The following is a 19934-nucleotide window of genomic DNA, read 5'->3' on the forward strand; positions in this document are numbered from 1 at the left end:
GCAATTTTGATTTTTCGATTGTCGCCTATTTCGCGACGCCGCCAGCGCCTAAAGTTCAGTCATCGCAATTGCACGGACCGCGGTCCGGGCCGATCGTCAAAGGACGTCCGATCATGAACACCCCCGTGAACACCCGTTACACCGCCACCGCCAAGACCCTGCACTGGCTTATCGCCGTGCTCATCTTCGGCATGCTCGGTCTGGGTTTCTACATGACCGGGCTGGATCTCTCGCCCACCAAGCTGCAGATCTATTCGTGGCACAAGTGGGTGGGCGTCACCGTGTTCGTGCTCGTCGTCGTGCGCCTCGCCTGGCGCATCACTCACCGCCCGCCGGCGCTGCCGCAGCACATGGCGCCGATCGAACGCATCGCCGCCCACGCCGGTCACCACCTGCTGTACGTGCTGATGTTCGCCATCCCGCTCACCGGCTGGCTGATGAGTTCGGCCAAGGGCTTCCAGACCGTGTGGTTCGGCGTGCTGCCGATCCCCGACCTGCTCGCCAAGGACAAGGCGCTCGGCGACCTGCTGCAGACGGTGCACGTGGTGCTGAACTTCGTGCTGATCGCCGTGCTGCTCGGCCACGTCGGCGCCGCGCTCAAGCACCACTTCTTCGACAAGGACGACGTGCTCACCCGCATGCTGCCGGGCCGCGCCGACTGAACCCCTTCCGCATTGCCAAGGACTGAAACCATGAAACGCATTGCCCTCGCGCTGTTCTCCACCTTCGCTATCGCCGCATCCGCCCACGCCGTCGAATACAGCCAGGTCCAGGCCGACCAGAGCCGCATCGCCTTCGGCTACCAGCAGATGGGCGTGTCGATGGATGGCGCCTTCAGGAAGTTCTCGAGCCAACTTCGCTTCGACCCGGCCGCCCCGCAGGCGGCCTCGGCCACCATCGAGGTCGAACTCGCCAGTATCGACACCGGCAGCGAGGAGGGCGACGAGGAGGCGGCGCGCAAGACCTGGTTCAACACCAAGGACTTCCCCACCGCGCGCTTCGAATCCACTGGCGTCAAGGCGCTCGGCGGCAACAAGTACGAGGTCGCCGGCAAGCTGACGATCAAGGGCACGACCCGGGACGTCGTCGTCCCCGCCACCTTCGCCGAGCAGGGCAAGGCCGGCGTGTTCGAAGGCAGCCTGACGATCAAGCGCGGCGACTTCTCGGTCGGCGAAGGCGCCTGGAAGGCCTTCGACGTCGTCGCCAACGACGTCGTGATCAAGTTCCGCATCACCGCCGCGGCGAAATAAGCCGCGGCATCGCTCGCAACCCCACCCCTGTTCAAGACCCCCAACCCTGAGAGGACCTCAACATGAACCGTATCGCCAAGCTTTCCGCCGCCCTGATCATCTCGGCCGCCGCCAACTCCGCGTTCGCCGCGCCCGAGACCTACGGCATCGACCCCACCCACACCTTCCCGAGCTTCTCGTACAGCCACTTCGGCCTGTCGACCCAGGTCTCGAAGTTCGAGAAGACCACCGGCACCGTCACGCTGGACAAGGCGGCCAGGACCGGCGCGGTCGACATCACCATCGACATGACCTCGGTCAACACCGGCTATGCCACCTTCAACGAGCACATCCAGGGCGAGGACTTCCTCGACACCGCCAAGTACCCGACCGCCACCTTCAAGTCGACCAAGGTCACGTTTGACGGCGACAAGCCGGCGAGCATCGACGGCGAGCTGACGATCAAGGGCGTGACCAAGCCGGTGACGCTGAAGGTGACCCACTTCACCACCATGCCGCACCCGATGCTGAAGAAGGACGCCATCGGTGCCAACGCCAGCACCGTGATCAAGCGCAGCGAGTTCAACGCCGGCAAGTACGCGCCCAACGTGGGTGACGAGGTGACGATCACCGTCTCGCTCGAAGCGATCAAGCAATAAGGCGGCAATGCGCGGCGGGCGCCGTCCGGTGGCGGCCCCGCCGGCGCCCGCGCCAACGACAGGACCAGGACGTCATGGAACTCCGACCCGCCGCCGCGCGCGGCCTCGCAAACTTCGGCTGGCTGCATTCGCAGCACAGCTTTTCCTTCGGCAGCTACTACGACCCGCAACACCTGGGATTCTCGGACCTGCTGGTGATCAACGAGGACCGGGTGCGTCCGGGGCGGGGCTTCGACACCCACGGTCACCGCGACATGGAGATCTTCTCCTACGTTCTCGATGGCGCGCTGGAGCACAAGGATTCGATGGGCACCGGCTCGGTGATCCGCCCGGGCGACGTGCAGATGATGAGCGCCGGCACCGGCGTGCGCCACAGCGAGTACAACGGCTCGCGCGAGCAGGAGGTGCACTTCCTGCAGATCTGGATCGTGCCCGACCGCAAGGGCGTGGCGCCGCGCTACCAGCAGCAGCATTTCGACGCCGGGGAAAAGCGCGGCCGGCTGCGCCTGATCATCTCGCCCGACGGTGCCGAGGGCTCGCTGTCCGTGCATCAGGACGCCCGCGTGTATGCCGGCCTGTTCGACGGTGCGGAACACCAGCGCTTCACCTTGCCGGCCAAGCGCTTCGCCTACGTGCATGTGGCGCGCGGCGCCCTCGACATCAACGGCCGGCGTCTCGCGGCAGGCGATGCGGTCAAGCTGCGCGACGCGCGCGAGATCGAATTCGCCCGGGGCGAGCAGGCCGAGGTGCTGCTGTTCGACCTGCGGCCGAACGAGACGCCGCACTACTGAGCAGGGGTGCAGCCCCTTGGTGCGACCCCAGGGGTGATCCCCGAGGGGACCCCCTCTCGCGGCGCGCTGGATTAGGATGGCGGTCCTTCCGAATCCATCGACCGGGCAGGCCGACGCGCCCGCCACCCTGGGGAACCGCATGAGCTCACTCGAAACCCTCACCGTGCATGGCCTTGGCCGCGTGGCCGAGCCCTACCGCGACATCGTCCCGCCCATTCACCTCGCCAGCACCTTCGAGCGCGCGGCCGATGGCAGCTATCCGGGCGGGCGGGTCTATGCGCGCGACGCCAGCCCCGCCTACATCGAGGCGGAAGAGGTGCTGCGCCAGCTCGACGGTGGCACCCAGGCCCTGTTGTTCGCCTCCGGCCACGCCGCGGCATCGGCCGTGCTGCAGGCACTGGAGCCGGGGGACCGCGTCCTCGCCCCGCAGTCGATGTACTGGGCGCTGCGCAAGTGGCTGCTGGACCTCGCCGAGCATGGCCGCATCCAGCTTGCCTTCTACGACAACGCCGACATCGCCGACGTCGAGCGCCAGCTCGCCGCCGCGCCGACCCGCCTGCTGTGGGTGGAGACGCCCGCCAACCCCACCTGGGAACTCACCGACATCCGCGCCGCGGCCGCGCTCGCGCGCCAGCACGGCGCCATGACGGTGGTCGACTCCACCGTGGCCACGCCGGTGCTGTGCCAGCCGCTGGCGCTCGGCGCGGACATCGTGCTGCATTCGGCCACCAAGTACCTCAACGGACATTCCGACGTCGTCGCCGGCGCCCTGGTCACGCGCGAGGACTCGCCGCTGTGGCAGCGCATCCGCGTCATGCGTAACCTCGGCGGCGCCATCCTCGGCCCCTTCGAGGCCTGGCTGCTGCTCCGCGGCATGCGCACGCTGCATCTGCGGGTGCGCGCCGCCTGCGCGAATGCGCTGCAGCTCGCGACCGAACTCGAGCAGCACCCGGCGATCGCGCAGGTGCTGTATCCGGGCCTGCCCTCGCATCCGCAGCACGCGACCGCCGTCGCGCAGATGAACGGCGGCTTCGGCGGCATGCTGTCGATCCGGCTCAGGGACGGCGAAGGCAGGGCCCGCGACGTGGCGGCGCGCGTGCAGGTCTTCAAGCGTGCCACCTCGCTTGGCTCGGTCGAAAGCCTCATCGAGCACCGCGCCAGCGTCGAAGGCCCGGGCAGCCGCTGCCCCACCGACCTGCTGCGGCTGTCGGTCGGCATCGAGCCGGTGGCCGACCTGCTCGCCGACCTGACGCAGGCGCTGGGCGGCTGAGGTCGCGTCCTTCCTCCCGGAGACATACCGATGCACAAGATCGTCTTCCTCGACCGCGAGACCATCGCGCCGCAGATCCGCCTGCGCACACCCGCGTTCGCCCACGAACTCGTGGTCCACGACAAGACGGCTCCCGATCAGGTCGTCGAGCGCCTGGCCGGCGCCACCATCGCCATCACCAACAAGGTGCCGCTGTCCGCCGCGGTGCTGGCGCAACTGCCCGCGCTGCGTCTGGTCGCAGTCGCCGCCACCGGCACCGACTGCGTCGACAAGGCGTACTGCCAGCAGAACGGCATCGCGGTGGCCAACATCCGCGGCTACGCCGTCAATACCGTGCCCGAGCACACCTTCGCGCTGATGCTGGCGCTGCGCCGCAACCTGGTTGCCTATCGCGACGACGTGCTGGCCGGCGAATGGCAGCGCTCGGGCCAGTTCTGCTTCTTCAACCACGCAATCCACGACCTGCGTGGCGCGCGTCTGGGCATCATCGGCGAGGGCGTGCTGGGCCAGCGCGTGGCCGACATCGCGCGCGCCTTCGGCATGGTGCCGCTGTTCGCCGCACGCAAGGGCAAGACCGGCGCCGGCCGCCTCTACACGCCCTGGGACGAGATGCTGGCGACCAGCGACATCATCACCCTGCATTGCCCGCTTACGCCGCAGACCCGCGGCATGATCGCGATGCCCGAGTTCCGCGCCATGACGCGGCGTCCGCTCATCATCAACACCGGGCGCGGCGGCCTGGTGGACGAGGCCGCGCTGGTGCAGGCGCTGGACGAAGGACTCATCGCCGGCGCCGGTTTCGACGTCGCCGACGGCGAGCCGCCCGCGGCCGACAGCCCGATGATGCGCATCGCCGCGCGCCCCAACGTCATCCTGACTCCGCACGTGGCCTGGGCCTCGGACGAGGCGCAGCAGACGCTGGCCGACCAGCTGATCGACAACATCGAGAACTTCGTCGCCGGTCGGCCGACCAACCTCGTCGATAGCGCGTACTGAAAGGCCCGGCGCCGGGGCGATTGCGGATTGGAGCCTGCGCCCGGCTCCGCTACCATCGTCCGGCCGTGCGCCGTGTCGCGCCTTCGTGACGCTGGTGCGTCCCGCTTCAACCCATCATTCAGGAAACTCGCTCATGATCGTCTTCGTTACCGGCGCTTCCGCCGGCTTTGGTGCCGCCATCGCCCGCAGCTTCGTCAAGGGCGGCCATCGTGTCGTCGCCACCGCGCGCCGCAAGGACCGGCTGGACGCGCTCGCGGCCGAACTCGGCGACGCACTGCTGCCGCTCGAGCTCGATGTGCGTGATGCCGACGCCGTCGCCGCCGCGCCCGCGTCCCTGCCTGCCGACTTCGCCGCCATCGATGTGCTGGTGAACAACGCCGGGCTTGCGCTTGGCCTTGAGCCTGCCCACAAGGCTTCGCTGGACGACTGGCAAACCATGATCGACACCAACTGCACCGGCCTCGTGCAGGTGACGCGCGCCTTCCTGCCCGGCATGGTCGAGCGCAACCGCGGCCACGTCTTCAACCTCGGCTCCATCGCCGGCCGCTGGCCCTACGCCGGCGGCAACGTGTATGGTGCAACCAAGGCCTTCGTGCGCCAGTTCAGCCTCAACCTGCGCGCCGACCTGCTCGGCACCGCCATCCGCGTCACCGATATCGAGCCGGGCCTGTGCGGCGGTACCGAGTTCTCCAACGTGCGATTCCATGGCGACGACGACAAGGCCGCCCAGGTCTACGCCAACGTGCAGCCGCTGACGGCCGAGGACATCGCCGACTCGATCTACTGGATCGCGACCCGCCCGGCCCACGTCAACATCAACACCATCGAGCTGATGCCGGTCGCGCAGTCGTTTGCAGGCCTGGCAGTGCATCGCGGCTGACAGCAGGCCGCCGGGGAGGGTGCCGGCATACGGTGGCGGATCTGTAACAGTGTCATTTTTCCGCGCGGGAATGCGGATAATTGATGCAATGCAATATCGATTCGCCCGCCCGTGAGTTCCGACGTCCCGACCCCGCAACCCGCGCTGCAAGCGGCGGCGCCCCGGCGCCGCTTTCGCCCTTTCCGGCTGTTCGGCGCGCTGATCCTCATCCTCGTGCTGGTCGCGCTGGTGGCGGGCGGCCTGCTGCTCGCGCACGAGCTGCAGACCTCGCGCCTGCAGGCGCGCGAGATCTCGCGCTTCGCCGCCAAACTCGACTACGAACGCGTCGCCGGCCGCAGCGACGCGGTGCGCTACCCGCAGCACGGCCCCTTCGACCAGCGCCTGGGCTACACCGAGCTGCCGCGCTTCATCGAGCGGCTCGAGGCGCGTGGTTTTGAACTCACCGCACAGACCCGCTTCAGTCCCGACCTTCTCGACTACGTCGACCGCGGCCTGTTTCCGCCCTATCGCGAGAAGACCCGCACCGGGCTCGACGTGCTCGACTGCCGTGCCGGGCCGCTCTACGACTTCCGCTATCCCTACCGCGGCTACGCCGACTTCGCTGCCGTGCCGCCGGTGGTGGCGCAGGCGCTGCTCTTCATCGAGAATCGCGACCTGCTCGACGAGAGCCGGCCGACGCTGAACCCGGCCGTCGACTGGGTGCGCTTCGCGCGCGCTGCCGCGGCCCAGGTCGGGCGCATGGTCAAGGAAGACCTCGACGCCCCCGGCGGCAGCACGCTGGCGACGCAGATCGAGAAATACCGCCACTCGCCCGACGGCATCACCTACGACGCCCGCGAGAAGCTGCGCCAGATGGTGTCGGCCAGCGTGCGCGCCTACCGCGAGGGCGAGCAGACCCTGCCGGTGCGCCGCAATCTGGTGCTCGACTACCTGAACACCGTGCCGCTGTCGGCCGCGCCTGGCCATGGCGAGGTCAACGGCCTGGGCGACGGCCTGTGGGTGTGGTTCGGCGCGGATTTCGATCGCGTCAATGAACTGCTGTCGGCGCCCGACGGCGAGGGCGACACGCTGAAGGCGCAGGGCCTGGCGCTGCGTCAGGTGGTGGCGCTGATGATCGCCCACCGCCGACCGTCCTGGTACCTGGCGCGCGGCCGCGAGGAGCTGACGCGCACCACCGACGCATACCTGCGCCTGCTGACCGAGGCCGGCAGCATCAGCGCGGCGATGCGCGACGCCGCGTTGTCGCAGCCGCTGCTGTTCCGCGACCTGGTCGCCAACCCCGCGGTGCTGCCGGCGAACCCCGGCAAGGGCACGACCGCGGTGCGCGCGCGCCTGGCCGGCATGCTCGGCACCTCGCTGTACAGCCTCGACCGTCTCGACGCTGAGGTCGACACCACGCTGCACGGCGGCCTGCAGCAGGCGGTCGGCGCTTATCTCAACCGGCTGTCGGATGTCGACTTCGCCCGCAGCCAGGGCCTGATCGGCGACCGCATGCTCAATCCGGCCACGCTCGGCGCGGTGCGCTACAGCTTCACGCTGGTCGAGCGCACCCCCGGCGGCAACCGCGTGCGGGTGCAGACCGACACCACCGACCAGCCGCTCGACATCAACGAGGGCAGCAAGCTCGAACTCGGCTCCACCGCCAAGCTGCGCGTGTTGACGACCTACCTCGAGATCGTCGCCGAGCTGCACGGCCGCCTGGCCGAACTCGACGTGCCGGCGCTGCGCCAGGTCGAGGTTGCGCGCCAGGACAACCTCACGCGCTGGGCGATCGATCATCTCGCCACCGCCAGCGACCGCAGCCTGCCGGCAATGCTCGAGGCTGCGCTCGAACGGCGCTTCTCCGCCAGCCCGGCCGAGAATTTCTTCACCGGCGGCGGGGTGCATACCTTCGGTAATTTCAACCGCAGCGACGACGCGCGCGAGCCCACGCTGCGCGAGGCGCTGCAGGCCTCGATCAACCTGCCTTTCGTGCGCCTGATGCGCGAGATCGTGCGCCACACCATGTACCAGGTGCCGGGCAGCACGGCGCAGCTCATGGAAGACGCCGAGGACCCGCGCCGCGCCGAGTACCTGGCGCGCTTCGCCGACCGAGAGGGCCAGACCTTCCTGCGCCGCTTCTGGCGCAAGTACCAGGGCCGCAGCCCCGAGGAGATGCGCACCCTGCTGCTCGACGGCCTGCGCGCGAGCGCCGAGCGCCTGGCCGCGGTGTTCCGCTACCTCGAGCCCGAGGCGCCGCCCGAAGCGCTCGCGGCCTTCCTCGGCCGCCGCCTGGGCGACGCGCAACTGTCGGAGTCGCGCATCGAGCAGCTCTACAGCCGTCACGCGCCCGAGGCCTTCGACCTGCCCGACCGCGGCTACGTCGCGCGCGTGCATCCGCTGGAGCTGTGGCTGGTGGGTTACCGCATGCGCAACCCGCAGGCCAGCCTGTCCGAGGCGGTGGCCGCCAGCGCGGACGAGCGCCAGGCGGTCTACCGCTGGCTGTTCCGCACCCGTTCGCGCAGCGCGCAGGATTCGCGCATCTTCACCATGCTCGAGGTCGAGGCCTTCCTCGACATCCACCGCCGCTGGGCGCGGCTGGGCTACCCCTTCGGCCATCTCGTGCCTTCGCTCGCCACCGCGCTCGGCAGCTCGGGCGACCGCCCGGCAGCGCTGGCCGAACTGATGGGCATCATCGTCAATGACGGCGTGCGCCTGTCGACGCGGCGCATCGACCGCGTGCGCTTTGCCACCGACACGCCCTACGAGATCGCCTTTTCGGTGCGGCCCGGCGTGGGCGAGCGGGTGATGGCACCGGAAGTGGCGGCGGCGCTGCGCGGCGCACTGTCCGACGTCGTCGAGAGCGGCACCGCGCGCCGGCTGGCGGGCAGCTTCCGCCTGGCCGACGGCAGCGCGTTGACGCTGGGCGGAAAGACCGGCACCGGCGACAACCGCATCGTCATCGGCGGCCGCCCCGGCATGGCGCTGAACCGCACCGCCACCTTCGTCTTCTACCTCGGCCCGCACCATTTCGGCTCACTCACCGCCTACGTCATCGGCCCCAACGCCGCGGCCTATCGCTTCACCTCCGGGCTGCCGGTGCAGATCCTGAAGTCGATGGCGCCGGTGCTCGTGCCTCATCTGGCGCCGGGCGCCGACATCGCCTGCCTCCCGGTCGAAGACCTGCCGTTGCCGCTCGCCGTCCCTGCGACGGCGAACGAGAGGGCTGTGCCGGTAGACGAGGAAGTGCTGCCGGGCGATGCGGGCGGGTCACCGCCGGTGGAGTCGGCCCCGGTCATGGTCGAGCCGCCCCTGCCGGATCCGGCGCAGTCGGCAACCGAAGGCGTGCTGCCGGCTGCGCCGCTGTCCGAAGGCGGCGTGGCGCCGGATGCGGCGGATGTGGGTGTGGTGGCTTCGCCGGTGCCGGACATCCCGGCCGAAGAAGGCACGGACGCTGCGCCGCCGCGCGCCCGCGCCGGCCGCATCGACGCCGGCCCGGCTATCCCCGTGCCGCCGACAGCCGAGCCTGGGCTGCCCGGTTCAGTTCCGGCGCCCGGGCCTGCAGAAAGCGCAGGAACGCATCCGCCAGCGGAGTAAGGCGCTTGCCGGTCGGGTGCACGACCTGCCACTGGGTCACGACCGGCGTGTCCTTCACCGCGAGCACGGCGATGCCCTCGTCCGGCGCATGGGCCAGGGCGTGGGCTGACAGCAGCGACAGCCCCAGCCCGCCCGCCACCGCCTGGCGCACCGCCTCGTTGCTGCCCAGCTCCAGTCGCGGCCGCAGCACGATGTCGTGCTCGGCGAAGAAGCTCTCCGCCGCCTGGCGCGTTCCCGAGCCGGGCTCGCGCAGCACGAACTCCTCGCCCGCCAGCGCCTCGATCGGCACCGCGCGGCGCCCGGCCAACGGATGGTCGGCGGCGGCGATCACCACCAGCGGGTTGGCGAGGAAGGGCGTGGCGGTCACCGGCGGCGCGGCGGGCGGACGGCTCATGATGTAGAGGTCGTCGCGGTTGTCCGCCAGTCGGCGCAGCACCGCGTCGCGGTTCAGTACCACCAGCGACACCTCCACCGCCGGCCGTTCGCGGCGGAACTCGCCCAGCAGGCGCGGGATGAAGGTCTCCGCGGTGCTCACCACCGCCAGCCGCAGCTTTCCCCCGACGTCGCCGCGCAGCTCGGCCAGTGTCTCGTCGAGGCGTTCCAGCTCCTCTTCCAGCCGTGTCGCGGTGTCGACCACCGCGTCGCCGGCCGGGGTCAGGTGCAGGCGGCGGCCGATGCGCTCGAACAGCGGCAGGCCCACCTGATCCGACAACTGGCGCAGCTGCGCCGACAGCGTGGGCTGGGTCAGGTGAAGGCGCTGGGCGGCGCGTGACACGCTGCCTTCGCGGGTCACGGCGAGCAGCAGGCGCAGCTGGTGGAGGGTGAGGCGCATCTTTATATAGAGTTATGTCTATTCAAAACAAAAGAATAAATCAATTTTCTGCATGTGTGCGCTGCGGCAGAATGCTGCACAAGGTTTCGCGTCGAAGTTCGGCGCGAGACAGATGAATGCCACTTGACGGAAATTGAATTCATGATCGATGCTGTTCCCTTCTTTTTTGCCCTCGGTGCCGTCGCCTCGCTGGTCAAGAGCGGGCTGCGCCTGCCGGCGGCGGTGTTCGAAACCCTGTCGATCTACCTCCTGCTGGCCATCGGCCTGAAGGGCGGGGTCGAGATCGCGCGCTCCGAAAGCGCCACGCTGTGGGTGGATGCGCTACTGGCGATCGGCCTAGGCGCGGTCATCCCGTTGCTGGTGTTTCCGCTCTTCCGCCTGCGCTTCTCGCGCCCGGATGCCGCTTCTCTGTCGGCGCACTACGGCTCGGTGAGCATCGTCACCTTCGCGGTGGGTGCGGCGGTGCTGGCCGGCCGTGGCATCGAGGTGGAAGGCCACCTGGCCCTGCTCGCCGCACTGATGGAGGCGCCGGCGCTGATCGTCGCGACGCTGATCGCGCGCTGTGGGGTGAAGTCGGCCGATGGCAGCTCCACCGCGAGCGCGCTGGTGCACGAGGTGTTCGCCAACAAGAGCGTGGTGCTGCTCGGGGGCGGCATCCTGATCGGCTGGGTTGCCGGTCCGCAGGGCCTGGAGCCGCTGTCGCCGCTGTTCGTCGATCTGTTCAAGGGCGCGCTGTGCCTGTTCCTGCTCGAGATGGGCCTGATCGCCGCTGACCGCCTGCCGGACCTGAAGAAGGCCGGGCTGTTCCTGGTCGGCTGCGCGCTTGCTCTGCCGCCGGTGCTGGCCGTGCTCGGCTGGGGCGTGGCGCAGGTGATGGGCCTGGGCGTGGGTGGGACGGTGCTGATGATGACCCTGGCCAGCAGCGCGTCCTACATCGCCGCACCCACCGCGATGCGCATCGCGGTGCCCGAGGCCAACCCCGCCCTGGGCGTGGCCGCGGCGCTGGCGGTGACCTTCCCCTTCAACCTGCTGGCGGGGATCCCGCTGTACCTGTGGTGGGCGCAGACGATGGCGGGGGCGTGAGCGGCGGCTCGACGTCGGTCTGAACCGCGTCGGCCTGCTGCGCGGTTACGATGCCCGACTCGGGCGCGACCATCTCCAGCACCGTCGGCGAGGTGCGCAGCATCGGCGCGAACTGCGCCGCCTCATCCACAATCTCGTCGGCGCCGCGCCGGGCCTGTAGCAGCGCGAACACGGCCAGCGGCGCGAAGGCCAGCGCGAAATGCAGCGGCAGGCCGACCGAGCCGACCCAGCCCAGCAGCACGCCGGCCAGCATCGGCCCCAACGCCGCGCCCACGCCATGCAGGAACAGCACGCCGGTGTTGCCGGCGAGGATGTCCTGCTGGTGGAGGTGGTCGATGAGGTGCGCGACCACGATCGGATAGACCGCGAAGGCCGCCGCGCCGAACACGAAGAAGCCTGCCAGCGCGACCGAGGCGAAGCTGCCCAGCGCCACCATCACCGCGCCGCTGGCCGCGGCCACGGCGGCGACCAGACCCAGCGCGCGGCGGCGGTCGCCGCTGTCGGAGAAGCGGCCGATCGGCCACTGCAGCAGCGCGCCACCCAGGATCGCGCTGGTCATCAGGGTGGCGACGCCGGCCGCATCCAGCCCGACGCGCTCGCCGTAGATCGGCCCCAGGCTCCAGAACGCGCCCATCGCCACGCCCGACGACAGCGCGCCGACGAAGGCGGCCGGCGCGGCGCGCCACACCATGCGCAGGTCCAGCCTGGGCGTATGGCCGAGCTGGGGTTGGGGCAGGCGGGTCATCGTCACCGGCAGCAGCGACAGGCAGACGAAGATCGCCGCCACGGCGAACAGCGTGAAGGTCTCGGGGCCGTCCAGGCGCAGCAGTTGCTGCGCGCCGGCCAGCGCCAGCAGGTTGACCGCCATGTACACCGCGAACACCTGGCCGCGCCGTTCGGCGGCCGTCTGTTCGTTGAGCCAGCTCTCGATCACCGCGTAGAAGCCGACCAGCGCGACGCCGGTGATCACGCGCAGCAGCATCCAGAACGCCGGCTGCACCACCAGCGCGTGCAGCAGCATGCAGGCCGCAACCGCCGCGCCGAAGAAGGCGAAGGCGCGCACGTGGCCCATGCGCCGGATCAGGCGCGGCGCCACGAAGGTGCCGAGGAAGAAGCCGAAGAAGTAGGTGGAGCCGATCAGGCCCAGCGTGGTGTCGGAGAAGCCTTCCAGGCTGCCGCGCAGGGCAACGACGGTATTGAGCAGGCCGGAGCCGAGCAGCAGGAGGGCGATACCGGCGAGCAGGGCGCCGATCGGCAGCAGGGTAGGGAGCATGGGCGAAACCTTGTGAGCCGGCCGCACCCCGGCGGGTGCGGCGCATGGATCACGGTCGGATAACTATTTGGCCAAATAGTTTAATCGGCCTCGTGCCGCCCGCCCACCCGCGGAAACCCGCGGAAAACCGTCAACCGAAGGACGGCAGGCTCGGTTTGGCCACCGGCTTGCCCGCCGCGGCCCAGGCGTCGAAGCCGCCGAGGATGGACTTCACCTGCGCGTAGCCCATGTCCTGCATCGCGCAGGCCGACAGCGCGGCGCGGCCGCTGGTCTTGCAGTACAGCACCACCTTCAGGTCGCGCGAGTCGTACTCGGGCATGCTGCCGAGCTTGAATTCCAGCAGTCCGCGCGGAATGTTGACTGCGCCGGGGATGTGGCCGGCGCTGAATTCGTCGGGTTCGCGCACGTCGATCACGACATCCGCGTCGCGGATGGCGGCTTCGGCGGCGTCGATGCCGATCTCATGGGTGCGGGCCTTGGCTGCGGCAACGAGGTCCTGGGCTGTCTTCATGGTGTCGTCCTGGGGGAGGGGTTGAACATGCCCGGATGTTAGCAGCGGGCACGGCTTGCCAGGCAGCCGGCCGATTTGCTAAAAAGGACGGCGGCCCGATGCGGCCGATCCGGTTCCGACGCGGGGACGACCCCGCCCGCCATGCGCAACGACGCAGCGACCGTCGGTTTTACACGGGACGACCCGTGCTGATGGAACCCCGCCCCGGGGTCGCTTTCGTTGCAGGATTTCATCGTGTCATCCAAACCCAAGCTTCGCTCCTTCAGCGATCGGCTGCGCCAGATCGCGATGTTCGAGATCGGCGGCCTGTTGCTGATCACCCCGCCCTTCGCCTGGGCCAGCGGCGTGCCGATCGCCGAGTCCATCGGCCTGCTGGCGCTGCTCGCGCTCGTGGCCGCGATCTGGAACGGCTGCTACAACACCAGCTTCGACTGGGTCGAAGGCCGGCTCACCGGCCGCACCGCCGACCGCCGGCCTTTCCGCCTGCGTTGCATTCATGCCGTCGGTTTCGAGGCCGGCCTGTTTACGATGACGCTGCCCATCATCGTGTGGTGGACCGGCATGGGCTGGATCGAGGCCGCCGTGGCCGACGTTCTGCTGGCCATCACCTACACGGTGTACGCGCTGCTGTTCAACCTCGGCTACGACCGCCTGTTCCCGATTCCGCAGGACGCCGCGCGCGCTACCGGCGATGCGGTGATCCTGGAGCGCGGGCATGGCTGAGCCCGCGCACGTCGAGTACGACGCCGACCTGTCCGGCCTCAACACCTTCGGCCTGAAGGCGCGCGCGGCGCGCCTGCTGCGCCTGCGCTCGGCCGAGGAGGCTGTCGCCGCGGTGCACGCGCCCGGCTGGGCGGATGCGCCCCGGCTGGTGCTGGGCGGCGGCAGCAACCTGGTGCTCACCGGCGACTTCGCCGGCACCGTGCTGAAGGTCGAGATCGCCGGCCGCCGACTGATGCGCGAGGAGGCCGACGCCTGGATCGTCGAGGCCGGCGCCGGCGAGAACTGGCACGACTTCGTGCGCTGGACGCTGGCGCAGGGCTGGCCCGGGCTGGAGAACCTGTCGCTGATCCCCGGCACGGTCGGTGCCGCGCCCATTCAGAACATCGGTGCCTACGGGCTGGAAGTCGTCGACCGCTTCGATTCGCTCGACGCGGTTGACCTCGAGACCGGCGCCTGCCGCAGCTTCGCGCTCGACGACTGTGGCTTCGGCTACCGCGACAGCGTGTTCAAGCGCCAGCCGGGGCGCTGGCTGGTGACCGCGGTGCGCTTCCGCCTGCCGCGGCCCTGGCGGCCGGTGACGCGCTACGCCGACGTGGCGCGCGAGATGGACGCGCGCGGCGTTTCCGCGCCCACGCCGCTCGATGTATCCGATGCGGTCATCGCCATCCGCCGCCGCAAACTGCCCGACCCCGCCGAGATCGGCAATGCCGGCAGCTTCTTCAAGAACCCGGTGGTCGATGCCACACACTGCGCGCGTCTGCTTGCGGAACATCCGGCAATGCCGCACTACCCGCAGGCCGACGGCAGCGAGAAGCTGGCGGCCGGCTGGCTCATCGAGCAGGCCGGCTGGAAGGGGCGCGACCTCGGACCGGTGGGCAGCTTCGAGCGCCAGGCGCTGGTGCTGGTCAACCGTGGCGGCGCCTGTGGGGCAGATGTCAAACGCATCGCGCAGGCGATCATGTCCGATGTCGAGGCGCGCTTCGGCGTGCGTCTGGAGCCCGAGCCGGTCTTCGTCTGACCGGTCGCGGGCTGCGCGAAAGCGCCGGGCATGGCAGCATGGCGGCCCTGTCCCGATCCGATCCGCGAGCCGCCATGTCCCACGCCAATGCTGCTGCATCCCCTGTAATCGATGCGCTCGTCGCCGCCTTCGGTGCCGACGAGGTGCTGGCCGGCGACGCCAGCCCGCGCCACCTGAAGGACTGGAGCGGCGTGGCCGGTGGCGTGCCGCTGGCCATCCTGCGTCCGCGCAACACCGACGAGCTGTCGCGCATGGTGGCGATCTGCCACGCGCACGGCCAGCGGGTGGTGGTGCAGGGCGGCCTCACCGGCCTGGTCGGCGGCGCGGTGCCGGGCGAGGGCGAGGTGGTGGTGTCGCTCGAGCGCATGAACCGCATCGAATCCATCGACGTCGATTCGGGCACGGCGACGGTGCAGGCCGGCGCCGTGCTGCAGGCCGTGCAGGACGCCTGCCGCGACGCCGGCGCGCTGCTGACGGTGGATCTCGGCGCGCGCGGCTCGTGCCAGATCGGCGGCAACGTGGCGACCAATGCCGGTGGCAACCGCGTGATCCGCTACGGCAACACGCGCGAGTCGGTGCTCGGGCTCGAGGTCGTACTCGCCGACGGCACCGTGCTGTCGATGATGAACCGCATGGCCAAGAACAATGCAGGCATGGACCTCAAGCACCTCTTCATCGGCAGCGAAGGCGTGCTCGGCATCGTCACTCGCGTGGTGCTGCGCCTGCAGCCGCTGCCGCGCGGCACCAGCACGGCGCTGGTCGCGCTGCAGGACTACACGGCGGCGCTGCGCTTCCTGCGCCACGCGCAGCAGAGCCTGTCGGGCCAGGTCAGCGCCTTCGAGATCATGTGGCGTGACTATCTGGAAACCGCGGTCGAGGCCAACCGCCTGCGCTGGCCGCTGGCGGGCGACTACCCGGTGTATGTGCTGATCGACATGCACTGCGGCCAGCCCGAAACCGACGGCCAGCGTTTCGAGGCAATGCTGGAGCAGGCCATCGAGGCGGGCTGGATTCTCGACGCGGCAATCGCGCAATCGGTGGCGGACGCCGAGGCCTTCTGGGCCATCCGCGACGGCATCGCCGAGGTGCTGCGTGACTACGCGCCGACGCTCAACTTCGACGTCTCGGTGCCGGTGGCCGACATCGGCGACTGCGCCGCCCGCGTGCGCGCCAACCTCGAACGCGACTGGCCGCAACTCAGGGCGCTGTTCTTCGGCCACGTCGGCGACGGCAACCTGCACGTCGTGGTGTGCCGGGTGCCGCAGGACGCCGACAGCCTGCACCGTATCGAGGATGCGGTGTACAGCGTCGTGCGCGAGCAGGGCGGCTCGGTGTCGGCCGAGCACGGCATCGGCCGGCTGAAGAAGGACTGGCTGCACTACTCGCGTAGCGAGGCGGAAATCGCGCTGATGCGCACGCTCAAGACCGCGTTGGACCCGCAGGGCATCCTCAACCCCGGCCGCATGATCTGACTTGCAGCCGAGCGTGAAATCCTCCACGGCGGCGCCGGTGCATGTGCACGGAACTTGAGCGCGATCATGACGCCCGGCTTGACGGACGCCTAGACTCCGCTCCCTGTCCGAACACTGCAACATGCCCAAGGAGTTTTACATGATCCAGCCGCACTCTGGCCTGCGGGCCGCGTTCGTCGCCCTGCTGATGGTGCTGTTCATGCAGCCGCTGCTGGCCACCGCGCAGGTTACCGACATCAACTCGGCGATCAACAAGGCCGGTCGCGAGCGCATGCTGTCGCAGCGCATGGCCAAGGCCTACTTCCAGCTTGGCCAGGGCATCGACACGGCCCGTTCGCAGCGTGTGCTCGACGCGTCGATCGCGCTGTTCGACCGCCAGCTCGTCGAGCTGAAGAACTACGCCCCCAATGCCCAGACCCGCGAGACCAGCCTCAAGCTGGAGAAGGCCTGGATCGCCTACAAGGATGTGCTGGTCGGCGCTGCGCCCTCGCGCGAGCGTGCGCCCGAGGTGCTGAAGCTGTCCGACGAGGTGCTCGGCCTCGCGCACCAGCTCACCGGCCAGTTCGAAGCGCTGTCCGGCACACAGGCCGGCCGTCTGGTGAACATCTCGGGCCGCCAGCGCATGTTGTCGCAGCGCATGGCCAAGCTGCACCAGGCGCTCAACTGGAACCTGCCGGCAGGCACCATGCGCGAAGATCTGGCCGCGGCACGCAAGGAGTTCGCCGCCGCGATGGCCGAGCTTGAAGCCGCGCCGATCAACACCGACAAGCTCAAGAGCGACCTGAAGCTGGCGTCGCAACAGTGGTTCTTCTTCCAGAACGCACTCGACGAAAAGGGGCAGGACACGCTGACCCGCGCCACCAACGTGGCGACCACGAGCGAACGCATTCTCGAGATGATGGAGGCGGTGGTGACGGGCTACGAAGCCTTGCACTGATCCTCGCCGGCGCCTGCCGCTGCAGGCGCGCGCAGCTTCAGGCGCCCGCCAGTTCGGCATAACTTCGCGCCAGCACGGCGGCGAGCCGTGCCGGATCGTCGACGATGCGGTAGCCCGCGTGGCCGAAGATGCGGCGCACATCCGCTTCGGACGCGCGGTCCAGGCTGAGGCAGAAGCAGCGCACGCCCTTGCGCCGCGCCTCCACCACCGCGCGCGCGGCGTCTTCCACCAGATGCCGGGCGTCGAACACGTCGATGTCTGACGGCGTGCCGTCGGACAGCACCAGCAGCGTGCGTTGCGCGCTGGTCTCCTTCGCCAGCCGCGCCGTGGCGTGGCGCAGGGCCGCGCCCAGCCGGGTGGACAGGCCCGGCCGCGCGGCGCCCAGCACCATCGCCGGGTCGGCCGGCACGGGCTGGCCGAAATCGAGCAGGCGCAGGTAATTCACCGCCTGCCTTCCATCCGAATCGAAGCCGGCGACTTCCAGCCGGTCCTCACGGTCGCGCAGCGCATCCATCAGCAGCGCGGCGGCCTCGCGTTCCAGATCCAGCACGCTGCGCCCGCAGGGCTGCAGGTCCGCCGTGGAGGCGGACAGGTCGAGCAACAGCAGCAGGCTGGTGCGCGGCACCGCGCGGCCGTTGCGGCGGAACAGGCGCGGGTCCGGCGCCAGCCCCAGCCGGCGGTCGATGAAGACCTCGGTGGCCGCATCCAGATCCAGCTCGTCGCCTTCCCACTGGCGGCGGATGCGCTGGCTGCGGTCGATGCGGCGGCTGCGCGCCAGCCGCAGCGGCGCACGAGCGGGCAAGGTCGGGGCGCTGGCCGAGGCGGGTGGCACGGCGCGCTCGATCACGGTGCACCAGTTGTCGCGGGCACGCTCCAGGCGGTAGTGCCATTCCGGGTAGTCGTGGCGGGCGAGTTCGGGCAGGGGCGCCGGTTCGGGCGCTTCTTCCGGCGCCTGTGGCGGTGTGGGCTGGGGTTCGCCCTGCGGTGGCGGGCGGCGCAGCGGGGTTTCGGCCTGCTCGGCGTCGGCGCCGTGCGCCCACAGGTGGCTGTTGTCGTCGTGCCAGGGCAGGGGCGGGGCGTAGGTCTGCAGGTTCATGCGCACGCGCAACTGGCCGAGATCGTTGGCCAGCACCGACACCACCTCGCGGAAAGCCTCGGCATCGTCCAGACGGCCAGCCTGCGCCTCGAACAGTGCGCGGCCCTTGCACACCCAGGCGTCGCCGCCGTCCTTGTCGTGGTCGTCGGCCTGCGGGTCGAGCAGCACGCGCTGCAGGCGCGCGACCAGCGCCTCGAAGCCCACCTGCGGCAGTTCCGGCTGGCCGCGCAGCAGGCGGCGGAACAGACGTCCGACGCCGGGGTGGCGGCGCATCAGCAGGCGGTCGACGCGCACGTCCTCGATGGCGCCGGTCAGCGCCAGGCTCATCGGCTTGCGCTTGCCTGCTGCCTGGCGGCGCGGCGAATGGCGCAGGTGGCCGATGGCGTGCAGCGTGGCCGCGAGGTGGAGCTCGTCGGCAGGTAGCGCCCACGCGGGCGGCGCCTCGGGCAGCAGCAGGGTGGCGCCGTGCAGCACCGGGCGCGGCGCAGGGCCGTCCTGCGGCGGGCGTTCCAGCGCCTGCACATCGCCATCGTCGATGCCGAAGGCGTGCATCACGTGGCTGAGGGCGGCCAGGCGCGGGGCGAGGCTGTCGATAGCGGCCACCGGCCACCACGCCGCAGGCAGGTCAGAAGGCCGATTCAAGGATGGCCCCCAGCGCACGCTGCATGTCGGGGTCGTCGGTGATCGGGGCGGTCATTGCCATGCGGCAACTATCGACCGGCGGCAGGCCGTCGCGGATCAGCACGCCGGCGTAGATCAGCATGCGGGTGGAGATGCCCTCGTCCAGCCCTCGCTCGCGCAGGCGGCGCGACTGGTGGGCGATGTCGACCAGTCGCATGGCCAGCGCGCGCTCGATGCCGGCCTCGTGGGCGACGATGTCCGCCTCGGCCTCCGCCGCCGGGTAGTCGAACTCCAGCGCGGCAAAGCGCTGGCGGGTGGATTGCTTGAGGCTCTTGCTGTGGCTCTGGTAGCCGGGGTTGTAGGACACGACGAGCTGGAAGTCGGGATGCGCGGCGACGATCTCGCCCTTCTTGTCCAGCGGCAGGATGCGGCGGCTGTCGGTGAGCGGGTGGATCACCACCGTGGTGTCCTGCCGCGCCTCGACCACTTCGTCCAGGTAGCAGATGGCGCCGTGGCGCACGGCGGTGGTGAGCGGGCCGTCGTGCCAGCGCGTGCCTTCGGCGTCGAGCAGGTAGCGGCCGACGAGGTCGGCGGCCGTCATGTCCTCGTTGCAGGCCAGCGTGATCAGCGGCTTGCCGAGGCGCCAGGCCATGTACTCGACGAAGCGCGTCTTGCCGCAGCCGGTCGGGCCCTTGAGCACCAGCGGCAGGCGGTGGGCGTAGGCGTGCTCGTAGAGGGCGATCTCGTGGCCGGTGGGGCGGTAGTAGGGCTCGGCGGTGAGGCGGTAGGGAGTGAGGTCCATGTGGGTGTTCTCTGGCCGATGGTGCCGTGGTGCGCGTCGGGGGCGGGGCGCGCTGGGGCTCATGCAGGCCCGCCCTTCGGGTCCCCGGCTCGGGCGGCGCCATCCCGGCCGGGCCGGAAACTCGCTGCGCTCGGACAGCCGGCCCGGACTGCCCCGGGATGGCGC

Annotated in this window: 18 protein-coding genes; 13 read left to right on the top strand and 5 right to left on the bottom strand. The window is 70.0% G+C overall.

Features of this window, described 5'->3' with window-relative positions; all coding sequences use genetic code 11:
• Positions 1-113: 113 nt before the first annotated feature.
• The 8 genes from C664_RS12115 (at position 114) to C664_RS12150 (ending at position 9401) form a co-directional block, all read left to right on the top strand.
• Entirely contained in the window at positions 114-662 is a 549-nt protein-coding gene (locus C664_RS12115; protein WP_004260391.1) for a cytochrome b, read from the top strand.
• Between the two features lie 30 nt (positions 663-692).
• Positions 693-1250: a YceI family protein gene (locus C664_RS12120; protein ID WP_004260395.1), complete on the top strand. Its 558-nt coding sequence runs from the start codon at positions 693-695 to the stop codon at positions 1248-1250.
• Positions 1251-1312: 62 nt separating this feature from the next.
• The gene (locus tag C664_RS12125) at positions 1313-1888 is read left to right on the top strand and encodes a YceI family protein (protein ID WP_004260398.1); all 576 of its coding nucleotides are present in this window, start codon (positions 1313-1315) and stop codon (positions 1886-1888) included.
• A 74-nt stretch (positions 1889-1962) separates the two neighbouring features.
• Positions 1963-2679 (top strand): pirin family protein, encoded by a 717-nt coding sequence (locus C664_RS12130; RefSeq protein ID WP_004260400.1) that lies wholly within the window; start codon positions 1963-1965, stop codon positions 2677-2679.
• A gap of 139 nt (positions 2680-2818) precedes the next feature.
• Positions 2819-3949, top strand: coding sequence for a trans-sulfuration enzyme family protein (locus C664_RS12135; protein WP_038011682.1), 1131 nt, complete (start codon positions 2819-2821; stop codon positions 3947-3949).
• A 30-nt stretch (positions 3950-3979) separates the two neighbouring features.
• On the top strand, positions 3980-4945 hold the full coding sequence (locus C664_RS12140) for a D-2-hydroxyacid dehydrogenase (RefSeq protein WP_004260405.1): 966 nt from the start codon (positions 3980-3982) through the stop codon (positions 4943-4945).
• A gap of 133 nt (positions 4946-5078) precedes the next feature.
• On the top strand, positions 5079-5825 hold the full coding sequence (ydfG, locus tag C664_RS12145) for a bifunctional NADP-dependent 3-hydroxy acid dehydrogenase/3-hydroxypropionate dehydrogenase YdfG (RefSeq protein WP_004260408.1): 747 nt from the start codon (positions 5079-5081) through the stop codon (positions 5823-5825).
• A 111-nt stretch (positions 5826-5936) separates the two neighbouring features.
• Positions 5937-9401 carry a transglycosylase domain-containing protein gene (locus C664_RS12150; protein ID WP_004260411.1) on the top strand — a complete coding sequence of 1155 codons (3465 nt, stop codon included), beginning with the start codon at positions 5937-5939 and terminating at the stop codon, positions 9399-9401.
• On the opposite strand, the gene C664_RS12155 is transcribed toward C664_RS12150, so the two are convergent.
• Positions 9304-10233, bottom strand: a complete 930-nt coding sequence (locus C664_RS12155; RefSeq protein WP_004260414.1) for a LysR family transcriptional regulator — start codon at positions 10231-10233, stop codon at positions 9304-9306. The genes C664_RS12150 and C664_RS12155 overlap by 98 nt on opposite strands.
• A gap of 141 nt (positions 10234-10374) precedes the next feature.
• On the opposite strand from C664_RS12155, the gene C664_RS12160 reads away from it, so the two are divergent.
• Positions 10375-11316 (top strand): sodium-dependent bicarbonate transport family permease, encoded by a 942-nt coding sequence (locus C664_RS12160; protein WP_004260418.1) that lies wholly within the window; start codon positions 10375-10377, stop codon positions 11314-11316.
• On the opposite strand, the gene C664_RS12165 is transcribed toward C664_RS12160, so the two are convergent.
• Together C664_RS12165 and C664_RS12170 are read right to left on the bottom strand one after the other, a co-directional pair.
• Positions 11255-12589: an MFS transporter gene (locus tag C664_RS12165; protein ID WP_004260422.1), complete on the bottom strand. Its 1335-nt coding sequence runs from the start codon at positions 12587-12589 to the stop codon at positions 11255-11257. The genes C664_RS12160 and C664_RS12165 overlap by 62 nt on opposite strands.
• Before the next feature lie 130 nt (positions 12590-12719).
• Positions 12720-13100 (bottom strand): rhodanese-like domain-containing protein, encoded by a 381-nt coding sequence (locus C664_RS12170; protein ID WP_004260426.1) that lies wholly within the window; start codon positions 13098-13100, stop codon positions 12720-12722.
• A gap of 234 nt (positions 13101-13334) precedes the next feature.
• Here C664_RS12170 and C664_RS12175 point away from each other — a divergent pair, with 234 nt between their 5' ends.
• The 4 genes from C664_RS12175 (at position 13335) to C664_RS12190 (ending at position 17250) form a co-directional block, all read left to right on the top strand.
• Positions 13335-13823 carry a PACE efflux transporter gene (locus C664_RS12175; protein WP_088179243.1) on the top strand — a complete coding sequence of 163 codons (489 nt, stop codon included), beginning with the start codon at positions 13335-13337 and terminating at the stop codon, positions 13821-13823.
• Positions 13816-14841: a UDP-N-acetylmuramate dehydrogenase gene (murB, locus tag C664_RS12180; protein WP_004260433.1), complete on the top strand. Its 1026-nt coding sequence runs from the start codon at positions 13816-13818 to the stop codon at positions 14839-14841. Before C664_RS12175 ends, murB begins: the two co-directional genes overlap by 8 nt.
• Before the next feature lie 74 nt (positions 14842-14915).
• Complete coding sequence (locus C664_RS12185) at positions 14916-16313, top strand: FAD-binding oxidoreductase (protein WP_004260436.1); 1398 nt, start codon at positions 14916-14918, stop codon at positions 16311-16313.
• A 139-nt stretch (positions 16314-16452) separates the two neighbouring features.
• Positions 16453-17250, top strand: coding sequence for a type IV pili methyl-accepting chemotaxis transducer N-terminal domain-containing protein (locus C664_RS12190; protein WP_198291522.1), 798 nt, complete (start codon positions 16453-16455; stop codon positions 17248-17250).
• Positions 17251-17287: 37 nt separating this feature from the next.
• Here the strand turns inward: C664_RS12190 and C664_RS12195 are convergent, their stop codons facing one another.
• Positions 17288-18988 carry a nitric oxide reductase activation protein NorD gene (locus C664_RS12195; RefSeq protein ID WP_157354124.1) on the bottom strand — a complete coding sequence of 567 codons (1701 nt, stop codon included), beginning with the start codon at positions 18986-18988 and terminating at the stop codon, positions 17288-17290.
• The gene (locus tag C664_RS12200) at positions 18972-19769 is read right to left on the bottom strand and encodes a CbbQ/NirQ/NorQ/GpvN family protein (protein WP_004260446.1); all 798 of its coding nucleotides are present in this window, start codon (positions 19767-19769) and stop codon (positions 18972-18974) included. The genes C664_RS12195 and C664_RS12200 overlap by 17 nt, the downstream gene beginning before the upstream one ends.
• Positions 19770-19934 lie beyond the last annotated feature (165 nt).

The sequence above is a fragment of the Thauera sp. 63 genome (genome assembly GCF_000310165.2).
In the GTDB taxonomy this organism is placed as follows: Bacteria; Pseudomonadota; Gammaproteobacteria; order Burkholderiales; family Rhodocyclaceae; genus Thauera; species Thauera humireducens.

Bases quoted from the DNA above. Each gene is read 5' to 3' on its own strand.
- ydfG (WP_004260408.1), top strand. From the start codon at position 5,079: ATGATCGTCTTCGTTACCGGCGCTTCCGCCGGCTTTGGTGCCGCCATC.
- C664_RS12130 (WP_004260400.1), top strand. From the start codon at position 1,963: ATGGAACTCCGACCCGCCGCCGCGCGCGGCCTCGCAAACTTCGGCTGG.
- C664_RS12170 (WP_004260426.1), bottom strand. From the start codon at position 13,100: ATGAAGACAGCCCAGGACCTCGTTGCCGCAGCCAAGGCCCGCACCCAT.
- C664_RS12125 (WP_004260398.1), top strand. From the start codon at position 1,313: ATGAACCGTATCGCCAAGCTTTCCGCCGCCCTGATCATCTCGGCCGCC.
- C664_RS12190 (WP_198291522.1), top strand. From the start codon at position 16,453: ATGATCCAGCCGCACTCTGGCCTGCGGGCCGCGTTCGTCGCCCTGCTG.
- C664_RS12135 (WP_038011682.1), top strand. From the start codon at position 2,819: ATGAGCTCACTCGAAACCCTCACCGTGCATGGCCTTGGCCGCGTGGCC.
- C664_RS12120 (WP_004260395.1), top strand. From the start codon at position 693: ATGAAACGCATTGCCCTCGCGCTGTTCTCCACCTTCGCTATCGCCGCA.
- C664_RS12185 (WP_004260436.1), top strand. From the start codon at position 14,916: ATGTCCCACGCCAATGCTGCTGCATCCCCTGTAATCGATGCGCTCGTC.
- murB (WP_004260433.1), top strand. From the start codon at position 13,816: ATGGCTGAGCCCGCGCACGTCGAGTACGACGCCGACCTGTCCGGCCTC.
- C664_RS12140 (WP_004260405.1), top strand. From the start codon at position 3,980: ATGCACAAGATCGTCTTCCTCGACCGCGAGACCATCGCGCCGCAGATC.
- C664_RS12115 (WP_004260391.1), top strand. From the start codon at position 114: ATGAACACCCCCGTGAACACCCGTTACACCGCCACCGCCAAGACCCTG.
- C664_RS12165 (WP_004260422.1), bottom strand. From the start codon at position 12,589: ATGCTCCCTACCCTGCTGCCGATCGGCGCCCTGCTCGCCGGTATCGCC.
- C664_RS12160 (WP_004260418.1), top strand. From the start codon at position 10,375: ATGATCGATGCTGTTCCCTTCTTTTTTGCCCTCGGTGCCGTCGCCTCG.
- C664_RS12200 (WP_004260446.1), bottom strand. From the start codon at position 19,769: ATGGACCTCACTCCCTACCGCCTCACCGCCGAGCCCTACTACCGCCCC.
- C664_RS12155 (WP_004260414.1), bottom strand. From the start codon at position 10,233: ATGCGCCTCACCCTCCACCAGCTGCGCCTGCTGCTCGCCGTGACCCGC.